The organism is Microbacterium sp. MYb64 (assembly GCF_002979495.1).
Taxonomy (GTDB): domain Bacteria; phylum Actinomycetota; class Actinomycetes; order Actinomycetales; family Microbacteriaceae; genus Microbacterium; species Microbacterium azadirachtae_A.
This window is the reverse complement of sequence record NZ_PCOW01000016.1, coordinates 26,185-43,774: the sequence shown is the minus strand read 5'-3', so window position 1 is coordinate 43,774 and position 17,590 is coordinate 26,185. Positions and strand designations below refer to the sequence as shown.

Annotated in this window: 18 protein-coding genes; 7 read left to right on the top strand and 11 right to left on the bottom strand. The window is 69.5% G+C overall.

Features of this window, described 5'->3' with window-relative positions; translation table 11 throughout:
* Nucleotides 1-17: 17 nt before the first annotated feature.
* The gene (locus tag CQ044_RS13980; protein ID WP_105689068.1) at nucleotides 18-1,202 is read right to left on the bottom strand and encodes an inorganic phosphate transporter; all 1,185 of its coding nucleotides are present in this window, start codon (nucleotides 1,200-1,202) and stop codon (nucleotides 18-20) included.
* Between the two features lie 231 nt (nucleotides 1,203-1,433).
* Between CQ044_RS13980 and CQ044_RS13975 the strand changes: the two genes are divergently transcribed.
* Nucleotides 1,434-2,255 (top strand): cytochrome c oxidase assembly protein, encoded by an 822-nt coding sequence (locus CQ044_RS13975; protein ID WP_105689027.1) that lies wholly within the window; start codon nucleotides 1,434-1,436, stop codon nucleotides 2,253-2,255.
* 95 nt (nucleotides 2,256-2,350) lie between these two features.
* Here the strand turns inward: CQ044_RS13975 and CQ044_RS13970 are convergent, their stop codons facing one another.
* Nucleotides 2,351-2,809 (bottom strand): DUF1801 domain-containing protein, encoded by a 459-nt coding sequence (locus tag CQ044_RS13970; protein WP_105689026.1) that lies wholly within the window; start codon nucleotides 2,807-2,809, stop codon nucleotides 2,351-2,353.
* A gap of 134 nt (nucleotides 2,810-2,943) precedes the next feature.
* On the opposite strand from CQ044_RS13970, the gene CQ044_RS13965 reads away from it, so the two are divergent.
* Entirely contained in the window at nucleotides 2,944-4,578 is a 1,635-nt protein-coding gene (locus CQ044_RS13965; RefSeq protein WP_105689025.1) for an amidohydrolase, read from the top strand.
* Nucleotides 4,579-4,616: 38 nt separating this feature from the next.
* On the top strand, nucleotides 4,617-5,045 hold the full coding sequence (locus CQ044_RS13960; protein WP_105689024.1) for an NUDIX hydrolase: 429 nt from the start codon (nucleotides 4,617-4,619) through the stop codon (nucleotides 5,043-5,045).
* A gap of 2 nt (nucleotides 5,046-5,047) precedes the next feature.
* Here CQ044_RS13960 and CQ044_RS13955 read toward each other — a convergent pair whose 3' ends face one another.
* The 3 genes from CQ044_RS13955 to CQ044_RS13945 all read right to left on the bottom strand — a co-directional run bounded on the left by CQ044_RS13955 (nucleotide 5,048) and on the right by CQ044_RS13945 (nucleotide 6,625).
* Nucleotides 5,048-5,533 carry a hypothetical protein gene (locus tag CQ044_RS13955; protein ID WP_105689023.1) on the bottom strand — a complete coding sequence of 162 codons (486 nt, stop codon included), beginning with the start codon at nucleotides 5,531-5,533 and terminating at the stop codon, nucleotides 5,048-5,050.
* A 46-nt stretch (nucleotides 5,534-5,579) separates the two neighbouring features.
* A complete protein-coding gene (locus tag CQ044_RS13950; protein ID WP_105689022.1) occupies nucleotides 5,580-6,047 on the bottom strand; it encodes an aminoacyl-tRNA deacylase in 468 nt (155 codons plus the stop codon).
* A gap of 68 nt (nucleotides 6,048-6,115) precedes the next feature.
* Nucleotides 6,116-6,625 carry a hypothetical protein gene (locus CQ044_RS13945; protein WP_045271304.1) on the bottom strand — a complete coding sequence of 170 codons (510 nt, stop codon included), beginning with the start codon at nucleotides 6,623-6,625 and terminating at the stop codon, nucleotides 6,116-6,118.
* Nucleotides 6,626-6,755: 130 nt separating this feature from the next.
* Between CQ044_RS13945 and CQ044_RS13940 the strand changes: the two genes are divergently transcribed.
* Nucleotides 6,756-7,313: a peptidylprolyl isomerase gene (locus tag CQ044_RS13940; protein WP_045271303.1), complete on the top strand. Its 558-nt coding sequence runs from the start codon at nucleotides 6,756-6,758 to the stop codon at nucleotides 7,311-7,313.
* Between the two features lie 28 nt (nucleotides 7,314-7,341).
* The gene (locus CQ044_RS13935; protein ID WP_105689021.1) at nucleotides 7,342-8,235 is read left to right on the top strand and encodes a rhomboid family intramembrane serine protease; all 894 of its coding nucleotides are present in this window, start codon (nucleotides 7,342-7,344) and stop codon (nucleotides 8,233-8,235) included.
* A gap of 295 nt (nucleotides 8,236-8,530) precedes the next feature.
* Here CQ044_RS13935 and CQ044_RS13930 read toward each other — a convergent pair whose 3' ends face one another.
* The gene (locus CQ044_RS13930) at nucleotides 8,531-8,770 is read right to left on the bottom strand and encodes a cell division protein CrgA (protein WP_045271301.1); all 240 of its coding nucleotides are present in this window, start codon (nucleotides 8,768-8,770) and stop codon (nucleotides 8,531-8,533) included.
* A gap of 77 nt (nucleotides 8,771-8,847) precedes the next feature.
* On the opposite strand from CQ044_RS13930, the gene CQ044_RS13925 reads away from it, so the two are divergent.
* Together CQ044_RS13925 and CQ044_RS19620 are read left to right on the top strand one after the other, a co-directional pair.
* The gene (locus tag CQ044_RS13925) at nucleotides 8,848-9,636 is read left to right on the top strand and encodes a class E sortase (protein WP_105689020.1); all 789 of its coding nucleotides are present in this window, start codon (nucleotides 8,848-8,850) and stop codon (nucleotides 9,634-9,636) included.
* The gene (locus CQ044_RS19620) at nucleotides 9,636-9,809 is read left to right on the top strand and encodes a hypothetical protein (protein WP_181158326.1); all 174 of its coding nucleotides are present in this window, start codon (nucleotides 9,636-9,638) and stop codon (nucleotides 9,807-9,809) included. Before CQ044_RS13925 ends, CQ044_RS19620 begins: the two co-directional genes overlap by 1 nt.
* A 107-nt stretch (nucleotides 9,810-9,916) precedes the next feature.
* Here the strand turns inward: CQ044_RS19620 and pknB are convergent, their stop codons facing one another.
* The 5 genes from pknB to CQ044_RS13900 all read right to left on the bottom strand — a co-directional run bounded on the left by pknB (nucleotide 9,917) and on the right by CQ044_RS13900 (nucleotide 17,590).
* A complete protein-coding gene (gene pknB / locus CQ044_RS13920) occupies nucleotides 9,917-11,617 on the bottom strand; it encodes a Stk1 family PASTA domain-containing Ser/Thr kinase (protein ID WP_181158330.1) in 1,701 nt (566 codons plus the stop codon).
* A 65-nt stretch (nucleotides 11,618-11,682) separates the two neighbouring features.
* Nucleotides 11,683-13,428 carry a protein kinase gene (locus CQ044_RS13915; RefSeq protein ID WP_105689018.1) on the bottom strand — a complete coding sequence of 582 codons (1,746 nt, stop codon included), beginning with the start codon at nucleotides 13,426-13,428 and terminating at the stop codon, nucleotides 11,683-11,685.
* A complete protein-coding gene (locus CQ044_RS13910; RefSeq protein WP_105689017.1) occupies nucleotides 13,425-14,882 on the bottom strand; it encodes a penicillin-binding protein 2 in 1,458 nt (485 codons plus the stop codon). Before CQ044_RS13910 ends, CQ044_RS13915 begins: the two co-directional genes overlap by 4 nt.
* Before the next feature lie 63 nt (nucleotides 14,883-14,945).
* Nucleotides 14,946-16,343, bottom strand: a complete 1,398-nt coding sequence (locus CQ044_RS13905) for an FtsW/RodA/SpoVE family cell cycle protein (protein WP_105689016.1) — start codon at nucleotides 16,341-16,343, stop codon at nucleotides 14,946-14,948.
* Nucleotides 16,340-17,590 carry a PP2C family serine/threonine-protein phosphatase gene (locus tag CQ044_RS13900; protein ID WP_105689015.1) on the bottom strand — a complete coding sequence of 417 codons (1,251 nt, stop codon included), beginning with the start codon at nucleotides 17,588-17,590 and terminating at the stop codon, nucleotides 16,340-16,342. Before CQ044_RS13900 ends, CQ044_RS13905 begins: the two co-directional genes overlap by 4 nt.

Here is a 17,590-nt window from a genome sequence, read left to right as displayed (position 1 = left end):
CTCATCCGTCCTTCGGTTCAGGCCGTCGCGCCCTGGGGCACGGTCGAGTCGTCCCACTCTGCGTTGACGTTGCGGTGGTCGACCTTCTGCCGGCGGCTGCGCAGGTAGAGGAGGGCCGCGGCCGCGAGCAGCAGCACGAACACGGTGATCGCGCCGGCGAGGCCGCCGATGCCGTGGGCGAGGAAGAAGCAGAGCGCGCCGACGACCCCCGCCGCGGGCATCGTGATGAGCCAGGCGGTGACCATGCGGCCCGCGATGCCCCAGCGCACCTGCGCACCGGGGCGTCCCACGCCGGATCCGAGGATCGACCCGGTGGCGACGTGTGTGGTCGACAGCGCCATGCCCATCGAGCTGGACGTGAGGATGATCGCGGCGGAGGAGGCCTCGGCGGCGAGGCCCTGCGGCGACTCGATCTCGACCAGCCCCTTGCCGAGGGTGCGGATGATCCGCCACCCGCCGAGGTACGTGCCGAGCGCGATGGCCGCACCGCAGGTCACGATGATCCAGATCGGCAGACCCTCGTTCAGGATCTGATCGCCGGTGAGCGTGCCGTGCGCGATGAGCGCGAGCGCGATCACGCCCATCGTCTTCTGCGCGTCGCCGGTGCCGTGCGCGAGCGAGACGAGCGACGCGGTGCCGATCTGGCCCCAGCGGAAGCCGGCTTCGCGGTGCTTCGCGTGCACGGACCGGGTGAGACGGTAGACGAGCCAGGTGCCGACCGCGGCGACGACTCCCGCGATGAGCGGGGAGAGCACGGCCGGAACGATGATCTTCCCGACGATGCCGGCCCAGTTGACGGTCGCCGCTCCGGCGATGCCGGCGCCGATGAGTCCGCCGAACAGGGCGTGCGAGGAGCTGGACGGCAGGCCCAGCAGCCAGGTGAGCAGGTTCCACAGGATGCCGCCGACGAGTCCGGCGAAGATGATGATCATCGCGGATTCGGGGTTCAGACCGGGCACGAGGTCGCCGCTCGGACCCTGGATCGTGAGCACGTCCTTCGTGATGGTCGCGGCGACCTCCACCGAGAGGAAGGCTCCGACGAGATTCAGGACTGCGGAGAGCGCCACCGCGACCTTCGGCTTCAGCGCCCCGGTCGCGATCGAGGTGGCCATCGCGTTCCCCGTGTCATGGAATCCGTTGGTGAAGTCGAAGCCCAGTGCGGTCACGACCACCAGGATGAGGATCATCACTTCGGCGCTCATGGTCGTCAGCATCCCGCGTCCCGACGGTGTGAACAGCCGGTGTCGTGCACTCGACGGCGAGAGTTCATCGGGCGTTAAGCGCTCCCGGCCGAGAGCGGTCGAGCGGCGCCTTCACCGTCCGCATAGCAGCCGGGCGTAGCCTCACGGCGGCCGCACTGCAGATCGGAACCCGCCACGCCTCCCATTCCCGTCTTCCTCAGCACCTGGAGCCTGGATCCCACCGCGCTCGCGGTGCTGATCGTCGCAGCCGGCCTCTACCTCGGCGGGGTGGAGGTGCTGCGCCGGAGGGGCCACCGCTGGCCGCTGTCGCTGACGCTGATGTTCCTGCTGCTGGGTCTCGGCTCCTACGCCGTCGTGTCGTTCGGGTTCCTGGGCACCTGGAGCACGGCGCTGCGCTGGGCCTTCTCGACGCGGATCGCCCTGCTCATGTTCGTGGTGCCGGTGCTGATCACCCTGGGACGCCCGGTGTCCCTGGCCCGCGCGGTGCTCTCTTCGCGGCCCCGCGCTCGGGTCAACGGCTTCCTGCGCTCCTGGCTGGCGAAGTTCTTCGGCAACGCGATCATGGCGCCGGTGTTCACCTGCCTGGTGTTCTCGGTGTTCTTCACGCCGCTCTCGGCGGTGCTGCGCGTCAACCCGATCGCCGAGGGCGCGACGTCGGCGATCGTGCCGTTGCTCGGACTGCTGATGATCCTGCCGATGGCCGCGCACACGGTCGCGCGCACGAGCCTGTTCATCGTGGCCGAGTTCATGTTCGCGTTCGTGGAGCTCGTCCTCGACGCGATCCCCGGTGTGCTGCTGCGCCTGGGCACCGTCGTCTTCGACCACGCCGCCCCTTGGCCGGGGGCGCTGCCGCTCTGGTTCCCGAATCCGCTGCGCGATCAGCAGCTCTCCGGGGACTTCCTGTGGTTCATCGCCGAGATCGTCGACGTGCCGATCCTGGTGATCCTGATGATGCGATGGATCCGCTCCGACCGCCGCGAATCGCGCAGCATGGATGAGCTCAGCGATGAGGAGATGGCCGTGCTCACCGCCGCGCACCTGCGCGGAGAATGACCGATCCGGATCCCATTCCCCACGCTCAGGTCGCAGTTTCTGTGGCAATTGGCCCCGCGAGCGCGCAGAAATCGCGACCTGAACAGGCACGAGCATCACTCCGCGGGAGCGGCCCTGCGGATGCGCTCGCCGAGGAAGGCGAGGTCGGCGGCGGAGAGCGCGGTCACGGCGTAGGAGACCGGCCACACGGCGCCTTCGTCGAGCTGGGCGGGCCACTCGAACTCGAACGTGGCGTAGCGCACCTTGAACTTGGCCTTGGGCTTGAAGAAGCAGACGACCTTGCCGGCGGCGTTGGCCCAGGCCGGCATGCCGTAGTACGTGCGGGGCACCAGATGAGGAGCGTTCTCGGCGACCAGGCGGTGCAGGGCCTCGGCGAGCGTGCCGTCCTCGCCGTCCATCTCGGCGATCTTGGCCCGCACATCGGCCTCACCGGCGGCGCGGGCCTCCTCGGCGGAGATCTTCTTCCGCGCGACGCGGGTGCGGCTCTCCTTCGCGGCCTCCTTGACGGCGGCGCGCTCGAACTCGGTCAGCACGGGGGCGGTGTTCTCGGTCATGGCATCCTCCTGTCGGTGCCCCGCGGATCCGGGGATATCGTCAGCCTACGAACGTGCGCGGACGGGCGCTTCTTCAGAACTGATCGATCGGCGGGGTGCCTCGCACCGCTGTCGAACCTGGCACGATGGGCTTCATGACGACGCTGTTCACGGGCCGGATCCGACCGCTCTCCCCCGCTTCCGACGATCTCGTTGAGGCGCTCCTGGTCGGCGACGACGGGCGCATCGTCGCCGTCGGCGCGATCGCGGATCTCGCGGCGAAGGATCCCTCTGCGGAGCGGGTGGCGCTGGACGGCTGGGCGATGCCGGGGCTCATCGAGCCGCACGGCCACCCCGGCACGGCGGCCGTGCTGCTGTCCGACCGGGTGCTCGACCTGCGGCCGGTGGTGCTGCCGGATGCGGAGAGCGTGATGTCTGCGCTGCGCGTCGCGCTCGCCGCCTCCGAGGGGCGTCCCGTGTACGCGAGCGGGTGGGACGCGCTGCTGCAGCGCGGACTCCCGGATCCCGACATGCGCCTGCTCGACGACCTCGCCGGAACCACCCCCCTCGCGATCGTGCACAACTCCGGCCACTCGGCGTACTTCAACGCCGCTGCGGCTCGGCTCGCGGGAGTGGACAGGGACACGCCCGATCCGGCAGGAGCATCCTTCGGCCGCACCGCGGACGGGGAGCTGAGCGGTGTCGCTCTCGAAGCCGCCGCCGTGGAACAGGTCGTGACACCGCTCCTGGAGTCGGCTCGAGCCGACATCGTCGAACTGCTGGGCGCGCACTTCGCAGACCTCTCCCGTCGGGGGATCACGACGGTCTCCGACCTCAGCTGGAACCCCGCGCTGAACCCGGTCGTCGACGCCCTGCGCGCCGCGGGACGGATGCCGCTCCGGCTGCGCTGGTACGAGATGTCCCGCCCCGGGGGGACGCCCGCCGCACGCCCGTCGAGCGCGAGCGGTCCCGCCGGCGGGACCGCGGACGCCGAGGACGACCTCGTGCGCCAGATCGGCGTCAAGACCTGGACCGACGGCTCCCCGTGGATCGGCAACATCGCCACGAGCTTCCCGTATCTCGACACCGCTGCCACCAGGGGGCTCGGCCTTGAGCCCGGCCACCGCGGCGCGTCGAACTACACGTCCGAAGAACTGCACGGGATCGCGGAGCCCTATGCCGCGGCCGGCTGGCAGCTCGCCTGCCATGCGCACGGCGACCTCGCGATCGATGAGACGCTCGACGTCTACGAGCAACTGATCGAGAAGCACGGCCTGACCGATCACCGCTTCCGCCTGGAGCACGTGGGGGCGATGACCGCGGCGCAGTTCGCCCGTGCCGCGGCGCTCGGCGTGACCGTCAGCCTGTTCGTCGACCACATCACCTACTGGGGCGAGGTGCTGGTGGACGACCTGTTCGGCCCGGAGCGGGGCGGGGCATGGGCGGATGCCGGCGCGGCGTTCGCGGCCGGGCATCGTGCGACGTTCCACAACGACGGCTGGGTCACGCCGGCGGAACCGCTGCGCAACATGGCCGTGGCCGAGACCCGCCGCACGCGCTCCGGCCGGGTCATGCCCGCCGGCACCCCGGTCTCCCGTACGCAGGCGCTCGCCGCGCACACGACCAATGCGGCCTGGCAGCTGTTCAGCGAGCACGAGGTCGGCTCCCTGACGCCCGGCCTCTTCGCCGATCTCGTCGTGCTGGACCGCGATCCGCTGACCGTGCCGGCGGAGGAGCTCGCCGAGGCGGAGGTGCGGGAGGTGCACCTCGGCGGACGGCGCGTGAGCTGACCGCGCCATACCGGTGGCGACGTCTTAGGGTGTGAACCATGGACATGCGCGTCGCGGCATACGCGGTCATCCTCGACGATGACCGGCGGGTGCTGCTGGCGCGGTGGACCGAGGGCCGCCGGGTGTCGTGGACGATGCCGGGAGGCGGGCTGGAGCCCGGTGAGGACCCTGAGGCCGCGGTCCGCCGCGAGGTGCGCGAGGAGACCGGTTACAAGGTGGTGGTCGACGAGCTGCTCGGGATCCACTCCCGGGTGATCCCCGCCCGCCGCAGGGTCACGCCCGGCGCGACCGAGCCGCTGCACACCCTGCGCATCGTGTACCGGGCGCGGATCACGAGCGGGAAGCTCCGTTTCGAGAAGAACGGATCCACCGACATGGCCGCCTGGTTCGCTCTCGACGAGGTCGCCGGCCTGCAGCGCGTGCGGCTCGTCGACATCGCCCTCGGCATGGCGGGCCTGAGCGGCTGACGTCAGCGCAGCACCTCGACCAGGGCGATCCAGGAGATCACGATCGCCACGACGAGTGCGAGCAGCGAACCCGTCGCGGCGAGCACCAGACCGACAGGCTGGCCGGCGAGAAGCAGTACGCCGGCGGCGGTGTACGCCGCGAGCGGAAGGAACCCCAGGGCGGCCCTGGGCACCGGGTTGCCGTGGCCGGGGTCGCGCCGCAGCGAGAGGGCCGCGTGCATCTGGAACGCCGTCGCTCCGGCCGTGATGATCAGCACGAGTGCGCCGAACCATCCGCCGCCGAGGTGCGGGATGAGGGCGATGCCGGAGGTGAGGATCGCCAGCACGAGTCCGGCGATGGCTGCGGCGAGCCGCGCGGTGAGCGCCTTGGCGACCACGATCTTGCCGATGTTGACGCTCGCGGCGACGATGACGAGCCCGGCGAGGGCCGCGGTCGCGCCCAGCATCGCGACGTGGAACTCCGACCACGCGTCCAGCGCATCCGTCATGCCCGGATGCTACTCCCCGATCGAGATCAGCGGACGGGCGTGCGGATCACTCCGGCTCGGAGATGTCGGCGACGGTCGCGTCGTACGCGGAGATGAGGGCGTCGCCGTCGACGAACAGGCTGTATCCGTGCGCGCCCGCCCCCATCGCGATCCGCCGACCGCGGATCGTCTCATCCGCGAACACCGGCCATGCGGTGGTGCTGCCGATCGGGACGATGGTTCCGCGCTCATAACCGGTCGCGGCCAGCGCGACGGCGGGATCCGGCAGCTTCAGCCGGTTGACGCCCACCAGAGCGCGCAGCTTCGGCCAAGAGATCTTGCGTCCGCCGGGGATCAGCGCGAACAGGAACGTGTCGCCGGTCCCTGAGGCTCTCGAAGGGCGCTTGACCACGAGGGTCTTCACGATGCCGGACGGATCCAGGCCGAGAAGTGCCGCTGCCTCGTGCAGGCTGTGGGCGGCCGGTCGCTGCCGGATCTCGATGTCGAGGCCGCGTTCGGCCGCGGCATCGCGCACGCGGGCGTGCGGATCCGACCCGTCGGCGGGTCTTCCGACGGGCTCAGGGGCCGGTGAAGCGGGGGTGCTCACGCCTCGGGGGCGTTCAGCGGGTCGTCGGCGACCCAGAGCTCGTCGTCCGCGCGCAGCGCCTGCCAGGCTGCGACCAGGACGCCCACGGCTGCCGCGGCGCCGAGGATGATCGCGATCACGGCACCGATGCCGAGGCCGCTCTTGCGCTCGGCCGGCACGGCGACCACGGCGCGCGGAACGTGCACGGTCCCGGTGCGCTTGGCGTTCGCGATGTCCCATGCGGTGAGGGCGGATCCGACGACACCGCCGATCGCCGGGACCACCTTGTGGTCGACGACATCGCGGGAGAACTTGACGCCCTTGTCCACGGCGGGGACCACGCGGTGCTCGTACACGTCCTGCACCGTGGGCACGACCTGCTCGCGGCGGAAGTTGTCGAGCTGGCGACCCGCCTCACGGGCGACGTTCGCGGCCTCGCCGACGACGACCTGCTGGGAGGCCCACAGCTTGGCGGCCTCGCTCTGCAGCTGACGGAGTTCCTTCTGACGCTTGCGGCTCAGGCTCACGATGCCCTCCCAATCGAAACGGAGTTCGGACTCACCATCTTGCCAGACAAGCTCCTGAGTGGCGGGTGTGCGTCGGAGAAGTTCCTGGAGGAATCAGAGACTGCAGGGGATCCGATGCGAGAATGGACGCATGCCTCACGCCACTCACGTCGCCACGCTGCACACCAACCACGGAGACATCGTCATCAACCTCTTCGGTGACCACGCTCCCCGCACCGTGAAGAACTTCGTCGAACTCTCCGACGGCACCGGATCCTGGACCCACCCCGCCACCGGAAAGCCCGGCGAGGGCGCGCTGTACCAGGACGTCATCTTCCACCGCATCATCCCGAACTTCATGATCCAGGGCGGCGACCCGCTCGGACAGGGCGTCGGCGGTCCCGGCTACACCTTCAACGACGAGATCCACGGCGAGCTGAACTTCAACGAGCCCTACATCCTCGCGATGGCCAACGCCGGCCTGCGTCGCAACGCCATAACCGGCCAGGCCGAGGGCACCAACGGCTCGCAGTTCTTCATCACGACCGACCCGACCCCGTGGCTGCAGGGCAAGCACACGATCTTCGGCGAGGTCGCGGACGACGCCTCCAGGGCCGTCGTGGACGAGATCGCCGCCGTGCGCACCGGAGCGGGCGACCGCCCGGTCGAGGACGTCGTGCTGCAGTCCGTCGACATCGTCGCGAACTGACCCCGCCCCCGGACTCCGGAGCGCACGGATGACGACTTCGGAGTTCCACGCGAATCCCGACAACTTCTGCTACCGGCATCCCGGCAGGCAGAGCTTCGTGCTGTGCCAGCGGTGCATGCGCACGATCTGCCCTGAATGCCAGACTCAGGCCCCGGTCGGGGTGATCTGCCCCGAGTGCATGCAGGAGCAGCGTCGCAACCAGACGCCCGCCCAGCGCCGCGCGAACCGGCGCTGGGGTGCGCGTTCGATGACCGCCGTCGGCGGGCGTCCGATGGTGACGTACTGGATCCTCGCGATCACGTCGGCGGTGAGCCTGCTGCAGTTCGTGCCGGGTATCGGTGGTTTCCTCACGAGCAACCTGTCGTTCTGGGCCGGGTATCTCTACCCGTCGCTGTCCGGGGCGCCGTTCGAGCCCTGGCGCCTGCTGACGGCGCTGCTCGTGCACGGCGGATTCATCCATCTCGGCCTGAACATGCTCGCGCTGTGGATGATCGGGCAGATTCTTGAGCCGCTGATCGGCCGGGCGAAGTTCCTCACGCTGTATCTGGTGAGCGGACTGGCCGGCTCGATCGGGGTCGCGCTGATCTCGCCCGGTACGTCGACCGTCGGCGCATCCGGGGCGATCTTCGGACTCATGGCGGCCCTGCTCGTGATCGGACGGCATCTCGGCGGGAATATCGTGGGGATCCTGGTGGTGCTCGGCATCAACCTCGCGATCGGCTTCGTGCCTGCGTTCAATGTCGCATGGCAGGCGCACGTCGGCGGCCTCGTCGCCGGAGCGCTGATCGGCCTCATCTATGCCCGCACGAGCGGCCGCGGCACGACGAAGTTCTGGTGGATCGGGCTCGTCTCCGCGCTCGTCCTCGTGCTGCTGGCCGTGGTCGCGATCGTTCCGCCCCTGCTCATCACCGCCGGTCACTGACCGACGGACCGCAACGGCCCTCGCCTTCGGGCGGGGGCCGTTCGTCGTCCTCCCGGCCGTGGGAATGACATGCGTGTAATTCTCCCCACATGGGGATAGATCTGTGGATAACTTCGGGGACGGGGTGTGCATATCCATCCCCAGAATGTGGATAACCCCTCGGATCCGTGGACAACCCTGCGGATGGTTGTCCACGGCGGTCCCTGAGACGGTCGGTCCCTGAGCCCTTGGAAGCGCCGGAATGCAGAAACGCCCCCGCGCGGGCGGGGGCGTCTCGGAGAGCGGGAAGGCGGTGTCAGCGCCAGCGGGTGGTCATCAGGAAGCCGATCAGGGCGATGCCGAGACCGATCAGCAGGTTCCAGGACTGCAGACCCGGGATCGGGTACTGCATGCCGGTGATGTAGAAGACCAGGATCCAGGCGAGGCCCAGCAGCATGAAGCCGACCATGACCGGCTTGAACCACACGGCGTTGGGTGCGGCGTCGCCGTCGACCTTCTCTGCGACGGCTTCTTCGGGCTTGCGGGATCGTGCCATGGGCACAGTCTACCCAACAGGCCGCTCCGGCATCAGGCTGTCGTCCGGCGGCAAGGTCCGCTCGGTAGGATCGCGGGATGACCGACGCCTCGCGAGCCGCCACGCGCCGTGCCGGCCGGGGCGGACGACCGCGCCGCCGCGCCACGTTCGCGAGCGTGCTCGGCGAGCTGCTGCTGACCGCGGGCGTCGTGGTGCTGCTGTACGCCGCGTGGCAGATGTGGATCGGCGACATCATCATGAGCGCCTCTGCGAACGACAAGGGGCAGCAGATCTCCCAGGCCTGGTCGAAGGGTCCCGCTCCCGCCCTTCCGCCCGTGATCGACGACGGGAACGGCGTCGACGCTGCTCATCCCCGGTACGAGCCACCCGTGATGACGGCGCCCGAGAACGGCGTCCCGTGGGGCGCGCAGATGCACGTGCCGCGGTGGGGATCCGACTACAACGTGCAGATCGCCGGTGGGGTGACCAGGCCCGACACCCTCGACCACGGCTGGATCGGCGTCTACCCCACGTCGGGGATGCCCGGCCAGCCGGGAAACTTCACGATGGCCGCCCACCGCACCACCTGGGGCAAGCCCTTCAACCAGCTCGACCGGTTGCACCTGAACGACGCGATCGTGATCGAGACGGAGCAGGGGTGGTACACCTATCGGTTCCGCACGCTCGAGTACGTCACGCCGGACAGCGTCGACGTGCTGGATCCCGTTCCGCAGGAGCCGGGCGTCGCCGCAGGGGGCCGCTACATCACCCTCACGGCGTGCTCGCCGCTGTACTCGCTCGCCGAGCGCATCGTGGCGTACGGGGTGTTCGAGAGCTTCCAGCCGCGCGCACTGGGCGCCCCGGCATCGTTGAAGGCGGTGAGCTGATGTACGGCGCTCTGTGGCGCATCCTTCCCGGCCCGTGGTGGGTGCGGCTGTTCATCGTGCTGGTGCTGATCGCGGCTGTGCTCTACGGCCTGATGTTCTGGGTGTTCCCGTGGGTGAGCCCGCTGATCTCCCCCGGCGACGTCAGCATCGAACCCACGCCGACCGCGACCTGATCCGGGCGTCCTTCGTCTCGTCGCTGCGCTCCTCGCTCAGGAACCGAGGGCGGACCGGTTCCTGAGCGAGCGCAGCGAGACGAAGGACGCTCGACGACGCCGGCAGGTCACTTGCCGGTGCAGTAGGTCAGGTCGATCGTGGACAGCACGGGCACGTCTCCCGGGGGCGCCGACATCGATGCGACGGTCTTCGGGTCGGTGGCCTTGCACTGCGGGTTCTCGACCGGATTCGCGGTCAGGCCCAGCTGCTGCAACGTCTGGGTCGCCGAGTCGAGGGTCCAGCCCGTGAGGTCGTTGAGCGTCACCACGCCGCTGGCCACGACGAGGTCGATCACGGTCCCCGGGGGCACCTTCGTGTCGGTCTGCACGCTCGAGGTCAGCACGACGTCATGCTGCGTGCGCGGATCGTTCTTCTGCGTTACGGATCCGAGTTGGAGCCCGGCCTTGGTCAGCGCGTCCTTCGCAGCCGTCGCGCTGAGGCCGACCACCTGGGGCACGGCCACCTCCGCGGCGCCCGACGAGACGTAGACGGTGACCGACTGTCCCTTGTCCAAGTGCGCGCCGGCCTCGGGCTCCGTGCTGACGACCTTGCCCTTGTCGACGGTCGCATCCGCCTGATCGATGCGGATCGCGCGCAGGTCGTTCTTCGCCAGCAGCGCGACCGCGGTCTCGTAGGTCTGGCCGGAGAGACTCGGCACCGAGCGCGTGGCGGTCGGCACCTCGACGGTGGGCTTGATCGCGAGCACCCAGATCAGCACGGAGGCCATCAGCACGACCAGCAGCGCGACACCGGCCCAGATCCATGCCACAGGGGGGCCGGACTGGGTGCGCGTCATGGTCGTGTCGGTGGAGAGCTGACGCAGCGTGCGCGCGGTCTCCTGCGCGTGACGGGGGCTCGGTCCGTAGAGCTCGCTGGTGAGCGAGGACAGCTGCTTCTTCGTGGGCGCGGCACCGGTCACGGCGTCGTCGAGCGCCGTGCGGAACGACACCGCATCGGGGAAGCGCTGGAACGGATCCTTCGCCATCGCGCGCAGCACGACCGGATCCAGGGCGCGGATGCGCGCGAGCTCGGCGGCGGGGTGCTCCTCGTCGTGCACCTCGCTCGGCGGCAGCGGCGTCTCGCTGACGTGCTGGTAGGCGACGGCCACCGGGGAATCCCCGCGGAAGGGCTGGCGTCCGGTGAGCATCTCGTACAGCACGACTCCCGCGGAGTACAGGTCCGTGCGGGCGTCGACCTGCTCGCCCTTGGCCTGCTCCGGCGAGAAGTACGCGGCCGTGCCGATGATCTGGGTGGTCTCGGCGACCGTGGAGGAGGAGTCGGAGACGGCCCGGGCGATTCCGAAGTCCATCACCTTGACCGTGCCGTCGGGGGTGACCTTGACGTTGCCCGGCTTGATGTCGCGGTGCACGACCCCGGCGCGGTGGGAGTACTCCAGCGCCTCGAGGATCCCGTCCGCATAGCGCACGGCATCGACGGTGGGCACGGGGCCGCGCGCGATGATGTCCTTCAGCAGGTCGCCGGGCACCAGCTCCATGACGATGAAGGGCACCGGCTCGGCGGGCGTGCCGCCGGCCTCGGCGGTGCTGTCCTCGCCCGCGTCGAAGACGCGCACGATCGAGGGGTGCGACATGCGCGACGCCGCCTGCGCCTCCATCCGGAAGCGCGTGCGGAACGCCGCGTCGCGAGCCAGCTCGCGGTCGAGGATCTTGATCGCGACCTCGCGCCCGAGGGTCAGGTCGTATCCCCGGTGCACATGTGCCATGCCACCGCGGCCGATGAGGTCATCGACGCGGTAGCGACCGGCCATGACGCGCGTGATCGTCGCCACAGAGGACCCCCCTGGTTCTCTTGTTCTGGATGCTTTCGGGCCGCTTAGGGCGTCGGAGCGGGTGTGACCGGGCCGGTGCCCGGCACGATCGGATCCGCCATCTGCGGGGACGGGCCGCTCTCGCGCTTGCTGTCGCCGCACAGCGCCAGATAGGTCGCGGTGACCTGTGCTCCCGGCTGATTGGCGATCGAGATCTCGGCGTTGAGCGTGCCGGCGTCGAAGGTCTTCTGGGATCCGTCGCCGACGAACGTCGCGTTGGTGAGGGTCACCACGTAGCCCGACACGTTGCCGGTGCCGCTCGGGCACACGAACCCGGCCCAGCTCAGCTGCACGGTCTGGCCCGCGGTGGCGGGTCCGGCGAGCTTCGGAGCGGAATCGGGGGCGCCGATCGGCACGAGGTCGCCGTACACCGCAAGCTGGACGACGGTGCCCTTCTTGACGTTGCCGCCGCTGGGATCCGTGCTGTAGACCGTGCCGACCTTGTCCTGCGCCGGGGCGTGGTCGCCCGTGGAGCAGGTGCCGTCGAGGCCGGCGCCCTTGAGCGTCTGCACGGCGGCATCGCACGTCTGCCCGATCAGGCCGAGCGTGCCGAGCGCGACGGTGTCGGCGGTCGGTGTCGGCGTGGGCGTGTGGCTCGGCGTCTTCGACGGCGTGGTCTGCGAGCTCGTCGTGGACGGAGCGGGCTCCGGCGCCTTCTGGTTCGAGAGCAGCGCCCAGACCGTGCCGCCGAGCACGATGACCAGCAGCGCGATGAGCGCGATGAGGGGCCAGGTCCACGGGCTGCGCTTCTTCTTCTCCGGGGCCTCATCGGCCTCGGTCGGGATCTGAGCGGTCGTCGGCATGATCGTGGTCGCGCCCTGGGTCGCGCCGAGGAGCTGGGTCATGGCGTCGTCGCCGGCGGCACCCGCGACGGCACCGGCGCCCACGACACCGGCGATGACGGCCGGCACCGCGATCGCCGCGGAGTTCAGGTCGCCGCGGCGCAGCGCCTGCGCGGCACGCGCGACCGTGGCCGCGGAGCTCGGCCGGTCGGCCGGCTTCTTCGCGATCATGGCCATGACCAGGTTCTGCACCGGCTGCGGCACGGTCGGCGGCAGCGGCGGCGGGGTGTCGTTGATCTGCGCCATGGCGATCGCGACCTGCGACTCGCCCGTGAACGGGCGCTTCCCTGCCAGGCATTCGTACGCGACGATGCCGAGCGAGTAGATGTCGGTGGCCGGCGATGCGGCGTGTCCAGAGGCCTGCTCGGGCGAGAGGTACTGCACGGTGCCCATGACCTGACCAGTGGCCGTGAGCGGCACCTGGTCGGCGATCCGGGCGATGCCGAAGTCGGTGATCTTGACTCGGCCGTCCGGCGTGATCAGCAGGTTGCCGGGCTTGATGTCACGGTGCACGAGGCCCGCGGCGTGCGCGGCCTGCAGGGCGGAGGCGGTCTGCGCGACGATGTCGAGCGTCTTGTCGGCGCTGAGGGATCCCTCGCGCTCGATGATCGTGGAGAGCGCCTCGCCGGGGACGAGCTCCATGACGAGGTAGGCCGAGCCGTTCTCCTCGCCGTAGTCGAACACGCTCGCGATGCCCTCGTGGTTCACGAGGGCGGCGTGGCGGGCCTCGGCGCGGAAGCGCTCGAGGAAGCCAGGATCCCCCATGTACTCGTCTTTGAGGATCTTGATGGCGACGGTCCGTCCGATGACGTGATCGGTCGCCTCCCACACCTCGCCCATGCCACCGATGGCGATCCGAGACTGCAGCTCGTAGCGACCGCCGAAATGCACACCCTGTGTCGGCCTCATTTCTTCAGCACCGCCTCCATGACCTTCTTGGCAATCGGTGATGCGATCGCATCACCGGATCCGGATTGTCCCTGCCCACCGCCGTCTTCGACGACGACCGCAACGGCGATCTCCGGGTTCGAAGCGGGCGCGAAGCCGGTGAACCACAGCGTGTAGGGGTTGGTGTCACCGTTCTCCGCTGTGCCCGTCTTACCGGCCACGTCGACTCCGTCTATTCTTGCACCCTGCGCCGCGCCGCTTGAGACCGACGCCTGCATGGCGGCGGTGATCGCCGCGGCCTGGTCGGAGCTCATCGCCTGCCCGAACTGGCTGTTGTCGATCTGCTTGAGCACCGACAGGTCGTCGCCGAGGACCTGATCCACCATGCGCGGGTTCATCACGACGCCGTTGTTCGCGATGCCGGCCGAGACCATGGCCATCTGCAGCGGGGTCGCCCGCACGTCGCCCTGTCCGAAGCCCGTGAGACCGGTCTTGTCGGGCGAGAGGCTCTTCGGGTACGTGGACGCGGTCGACTCGAGCGGGAGCGAGAACTCCTTGCCGAAGCCGAACTTCTCCGCTGAGGAGCGGATCGCCTTGTCCCCGAGCTGCACCGCGAGCTCGGCCATCGGGATGTTGCAGCTGTACCGGATCGCATCGGCGAGGCTCACGGTCTCGCCGCCGGGGCAGGGCCCGCCCCACGAGTTGTGCACGGCGGTGGTGGTGCCCGGCAGCGTGAAGGCGGCAGGGTTCGGGAACGTCGACTGCATCGTGAACTTGCCGGAGTCCAGCGCCGCGGCGGCCACGACGAGCTTGAAGGTGGAACCGGGAGGGTTCATGTTCCCGCCGATGGCGCGGTTCGACAGCGGCTTGTTCGGGTCGGCGACGAGGCCGTCGTACGTGGCGTTGGCGGCCTTCGAGTCGTGCACGGCCAGGCTGTTCGTGTCGTAGCCGGGGGTGGAGACCATCGCGAGGATCCGTCCCGTCTTGGGCTCGATCGCGACGACGGCGCCCTGCAGGCCCTGCAGTGCGTCGTACGCGGCCTTCTGCGCCACCGGGTCGAGGCTGAGGCGGACGTTCGCGCCCTTCTGCGGCTGGCCGGAGACGATGCGCTCGATCGACGAGAGGAAGTTGGAGCCCCCCGTGCCGCTGAGCTCGCTGTTCATGGCCTTCTCGATGCCGGTCGCGCTGCCCAGTGCGGGGTTGTAGTAACCCGTGACCGCCGACCACATCTGCGGATCCGTGTACACCCGCTGGAACGAGTACATGTCGCCCGACGCCTTCGAGGTGGCGATCGGCGTGTCCCCGGCGAGGATGGATCCGCGCTGGATCTCGTAGCTGTCCAGCCGCGTGCGCCGGTTCGCGTCGTTCTGCGCGAGCGCGTCCGCCTGCACGACCTGGATCCAGCTCACGGAGCCGAACAGGGCGAGGAACATGACCAGCACGAGGATGCTGATCCTTCTGAGCTCTTTAGTCATGCGGCACCCCCCGGGGTGTCGTGCTCGTCGGTCCCTGAGCGAGCGGAGCGAGACGAAGGGTGGTCATCCGATCACCACCCTGGGCTGGCGGCGCACGCCGTCGGAGATCCGCAGCAGCAGACCGACGATGAGCCAGTTGGCGATGAGGGAGGAGCCTCCCGCCGCGAGGAACGGCGTGGTGAGACCGGTCAGCGGGATCACGCGGGTGACGCCGCCGACCATGATGAACACCTGCAGGCCGATCGTGAATGAGACGCCCACCGCGAGCAGCTTGCCGAAGTCGTCCTGACCGGCGACGCCGATCCGCAGGCCCCTGCTGACGAACACCATGTACAGGCACAGCACGGCGAACAGGCCGATCAGTCCGATCTCCTCGCCGAGGCTGGTGATGATGAAGTCGCTCTCGGCGACCGGCGTGATCTGCGGTCGGCCCTGGCCGAGGCCCGTGCCGAGCAGCCCGCCGTGCGCGAGGCCGAAGATGCCCTGCGTGAGCTGGTAGCTCTGGTCCTCCATGAGGTCGGGGTTGAAAGCGTTGATCCACGTGTTGAAGCGGTTCTGCACGTAGGTCAGGAACTGCGACACGACCGCGACGCCGATCACCACGCCCACGACGCCGATGAGCACCCAGCTGGTCTTCCCGGTCGCGACGTAGAGCATCACGATGAACATGCCGAAGATGAGCACACCGGTGCCGAGGTCGTGCTGCGCGACGATGATGGCGAGCGAGATCAGCCAGACCACGATCACGGGCCCCAGCTCGCGCATGCGCGGCCAGGTGATGCCGGCGAACCGCTTGCCGACGGACGACAGGCTCTCCCTCGTGCGCACGAGGTAGCCCGCGAAGAAGATCGCCAAGAAGATCTTCGAGAGCTCGCCGGGCTGGAAGCCGAGCCCGCCGATCGAGATCCAGACGTCGGCGTTCGCATCGGCCTTGAGACCGGGGATGAAGGGCAGGACCAGAAGCACGAGGCCCGCCAGCCCGGAGAGGTAGGTGTACTTGTACAGCACGCGGTAGTTGCGCAGGAAGATCACGAGGGCGATCGCGCCTGCCACCGAGATCGCCATCCACATGAGCTGCTTGTTGGACGACGCGTTCCAGCCCGTGGCGTGGTTGGCGATGTCGATGCGGTAGATCTCCGCGATGCCGACGCCGGTCAGGAGCGTGGCGATCGGGAGGACGAACGGATCCGCGTCGCTGGCGACGAAGCGCAGCACGATGTGCAGGGCGAACACGAGCACGGCGAGCCCGCCGCCGATGAGCAGGATCATCGGGTCGATGCGGCCGAGGGCGCCGAGCTGCACGAGGGTGAGGGCGGCGCCTGCGACGACCACGGCGAACAGCAGGAGCCAGAATTCGCGGTTGCGCTGCGTCTGCGGGCCGCGGATCTTGCGCAGCGCGCGCAGCACGGCCGTGTCGGCCGCGACGTCGCCGGCGTTGTGGGCGGGTGCGGTGGCGGTCATGGCGTCTTCCCCGTCCCGGCCGAGGCGCGGAGGCGCCCGACGATGGCCGTCGCGTCGTCGAGGGAGCGTGCGGTGATGGTCTGCTGCACGAGCGACTGATTGAAGCTGGGCAGGTCCGACATCTTGATGCCGGTGTCCTCGTACACGTGCGAGAGCGAGATCGGGCCGAGATCCTGCTGGATCCCCTGGAAGACGGCGACCGTGTCGGTGTCGGAGGAGACCCCCACGAAGTAGCGGGTCTGCGTCCACGCGTAGGCGCCGAACAGTGCGGCCGCCATGAGCGCGATCACCACGAGCAGTCCGGTGATCCACCCGACCCTGCGGCGCACCGAGCGGCGGTGGTCCTCCTCGATGAGTTCCTCAAGGTAGTCGGCGGCCGGCTCGAAGTGCGTCGGCTCGTTCGCCGCCTGGCGCACGGGGTGCAGCCAGCTCGGGCGGGCCGGGCGCGCGGCGGGCACGATGATGCCCTGCGGGTTCGCCGCGGCGCCGACCACGGTCGCGGATCCGGAGAGCAGCGGGTGCTGGCCGCCGACGTCGACGATCACGATCGTGACGTTGTCGGGGGCTCCCCCGTCGAGCGCATACTTCAGCAGGCCGTCCGCGGTGCGTCCCGGGGCCATGGCCAGGCGCAGCGTCTTCTCCATGTGCGCTTCGTCGACGACCCCGGAGAGGCCGTCGGAGCACAGCAGCCAGCGGTCGCCGGGCAGCGTCGGCATGACGAACATGTCGAGCTCGGGATCCGCGTCCATGTCGCTGAGCACGCGCATGAGCACGGAGCGACGCGGGTGGTAGCGCGCCTCCTCCGGCGTGATCCGGCCCGAATCGACCAGTCGCTGCACGAAGGTGTGGTCGGTGGTGATCTGGGTGAGCGTCTCGTCGCGGTAGAGGTAGATGCGGGAGTCGCCGATGTGGCCGATGACGGCGTAGTCGTCGACCATGATGATCGCGTCGAGCGTGGTGCCGAGGCCGGCGAGCTCCGGGCGGTCCTTGACGGCGCGGATCATGTCGCCCGCCGCGGTCGTGGCGGCGGCCTGCAACGAGGCCTCCGCGTCCATGGTCGAGGGGTAGGCGTGATCGAGGTTCTGCAGCCGGTGGATCGCGAGGCTGCTGGCGACGTCGCCGCCCGCGTGGCCGCCCATGCCGTCGGCGACGACGAACAGGTTCGCCCCGGCGTACCCGGAGTCCTGGTTGTTGGAGCGGACCTTCCCGGTGTGGGAGATCGCGGCGCTCGAGCCCTCGAAGACCAT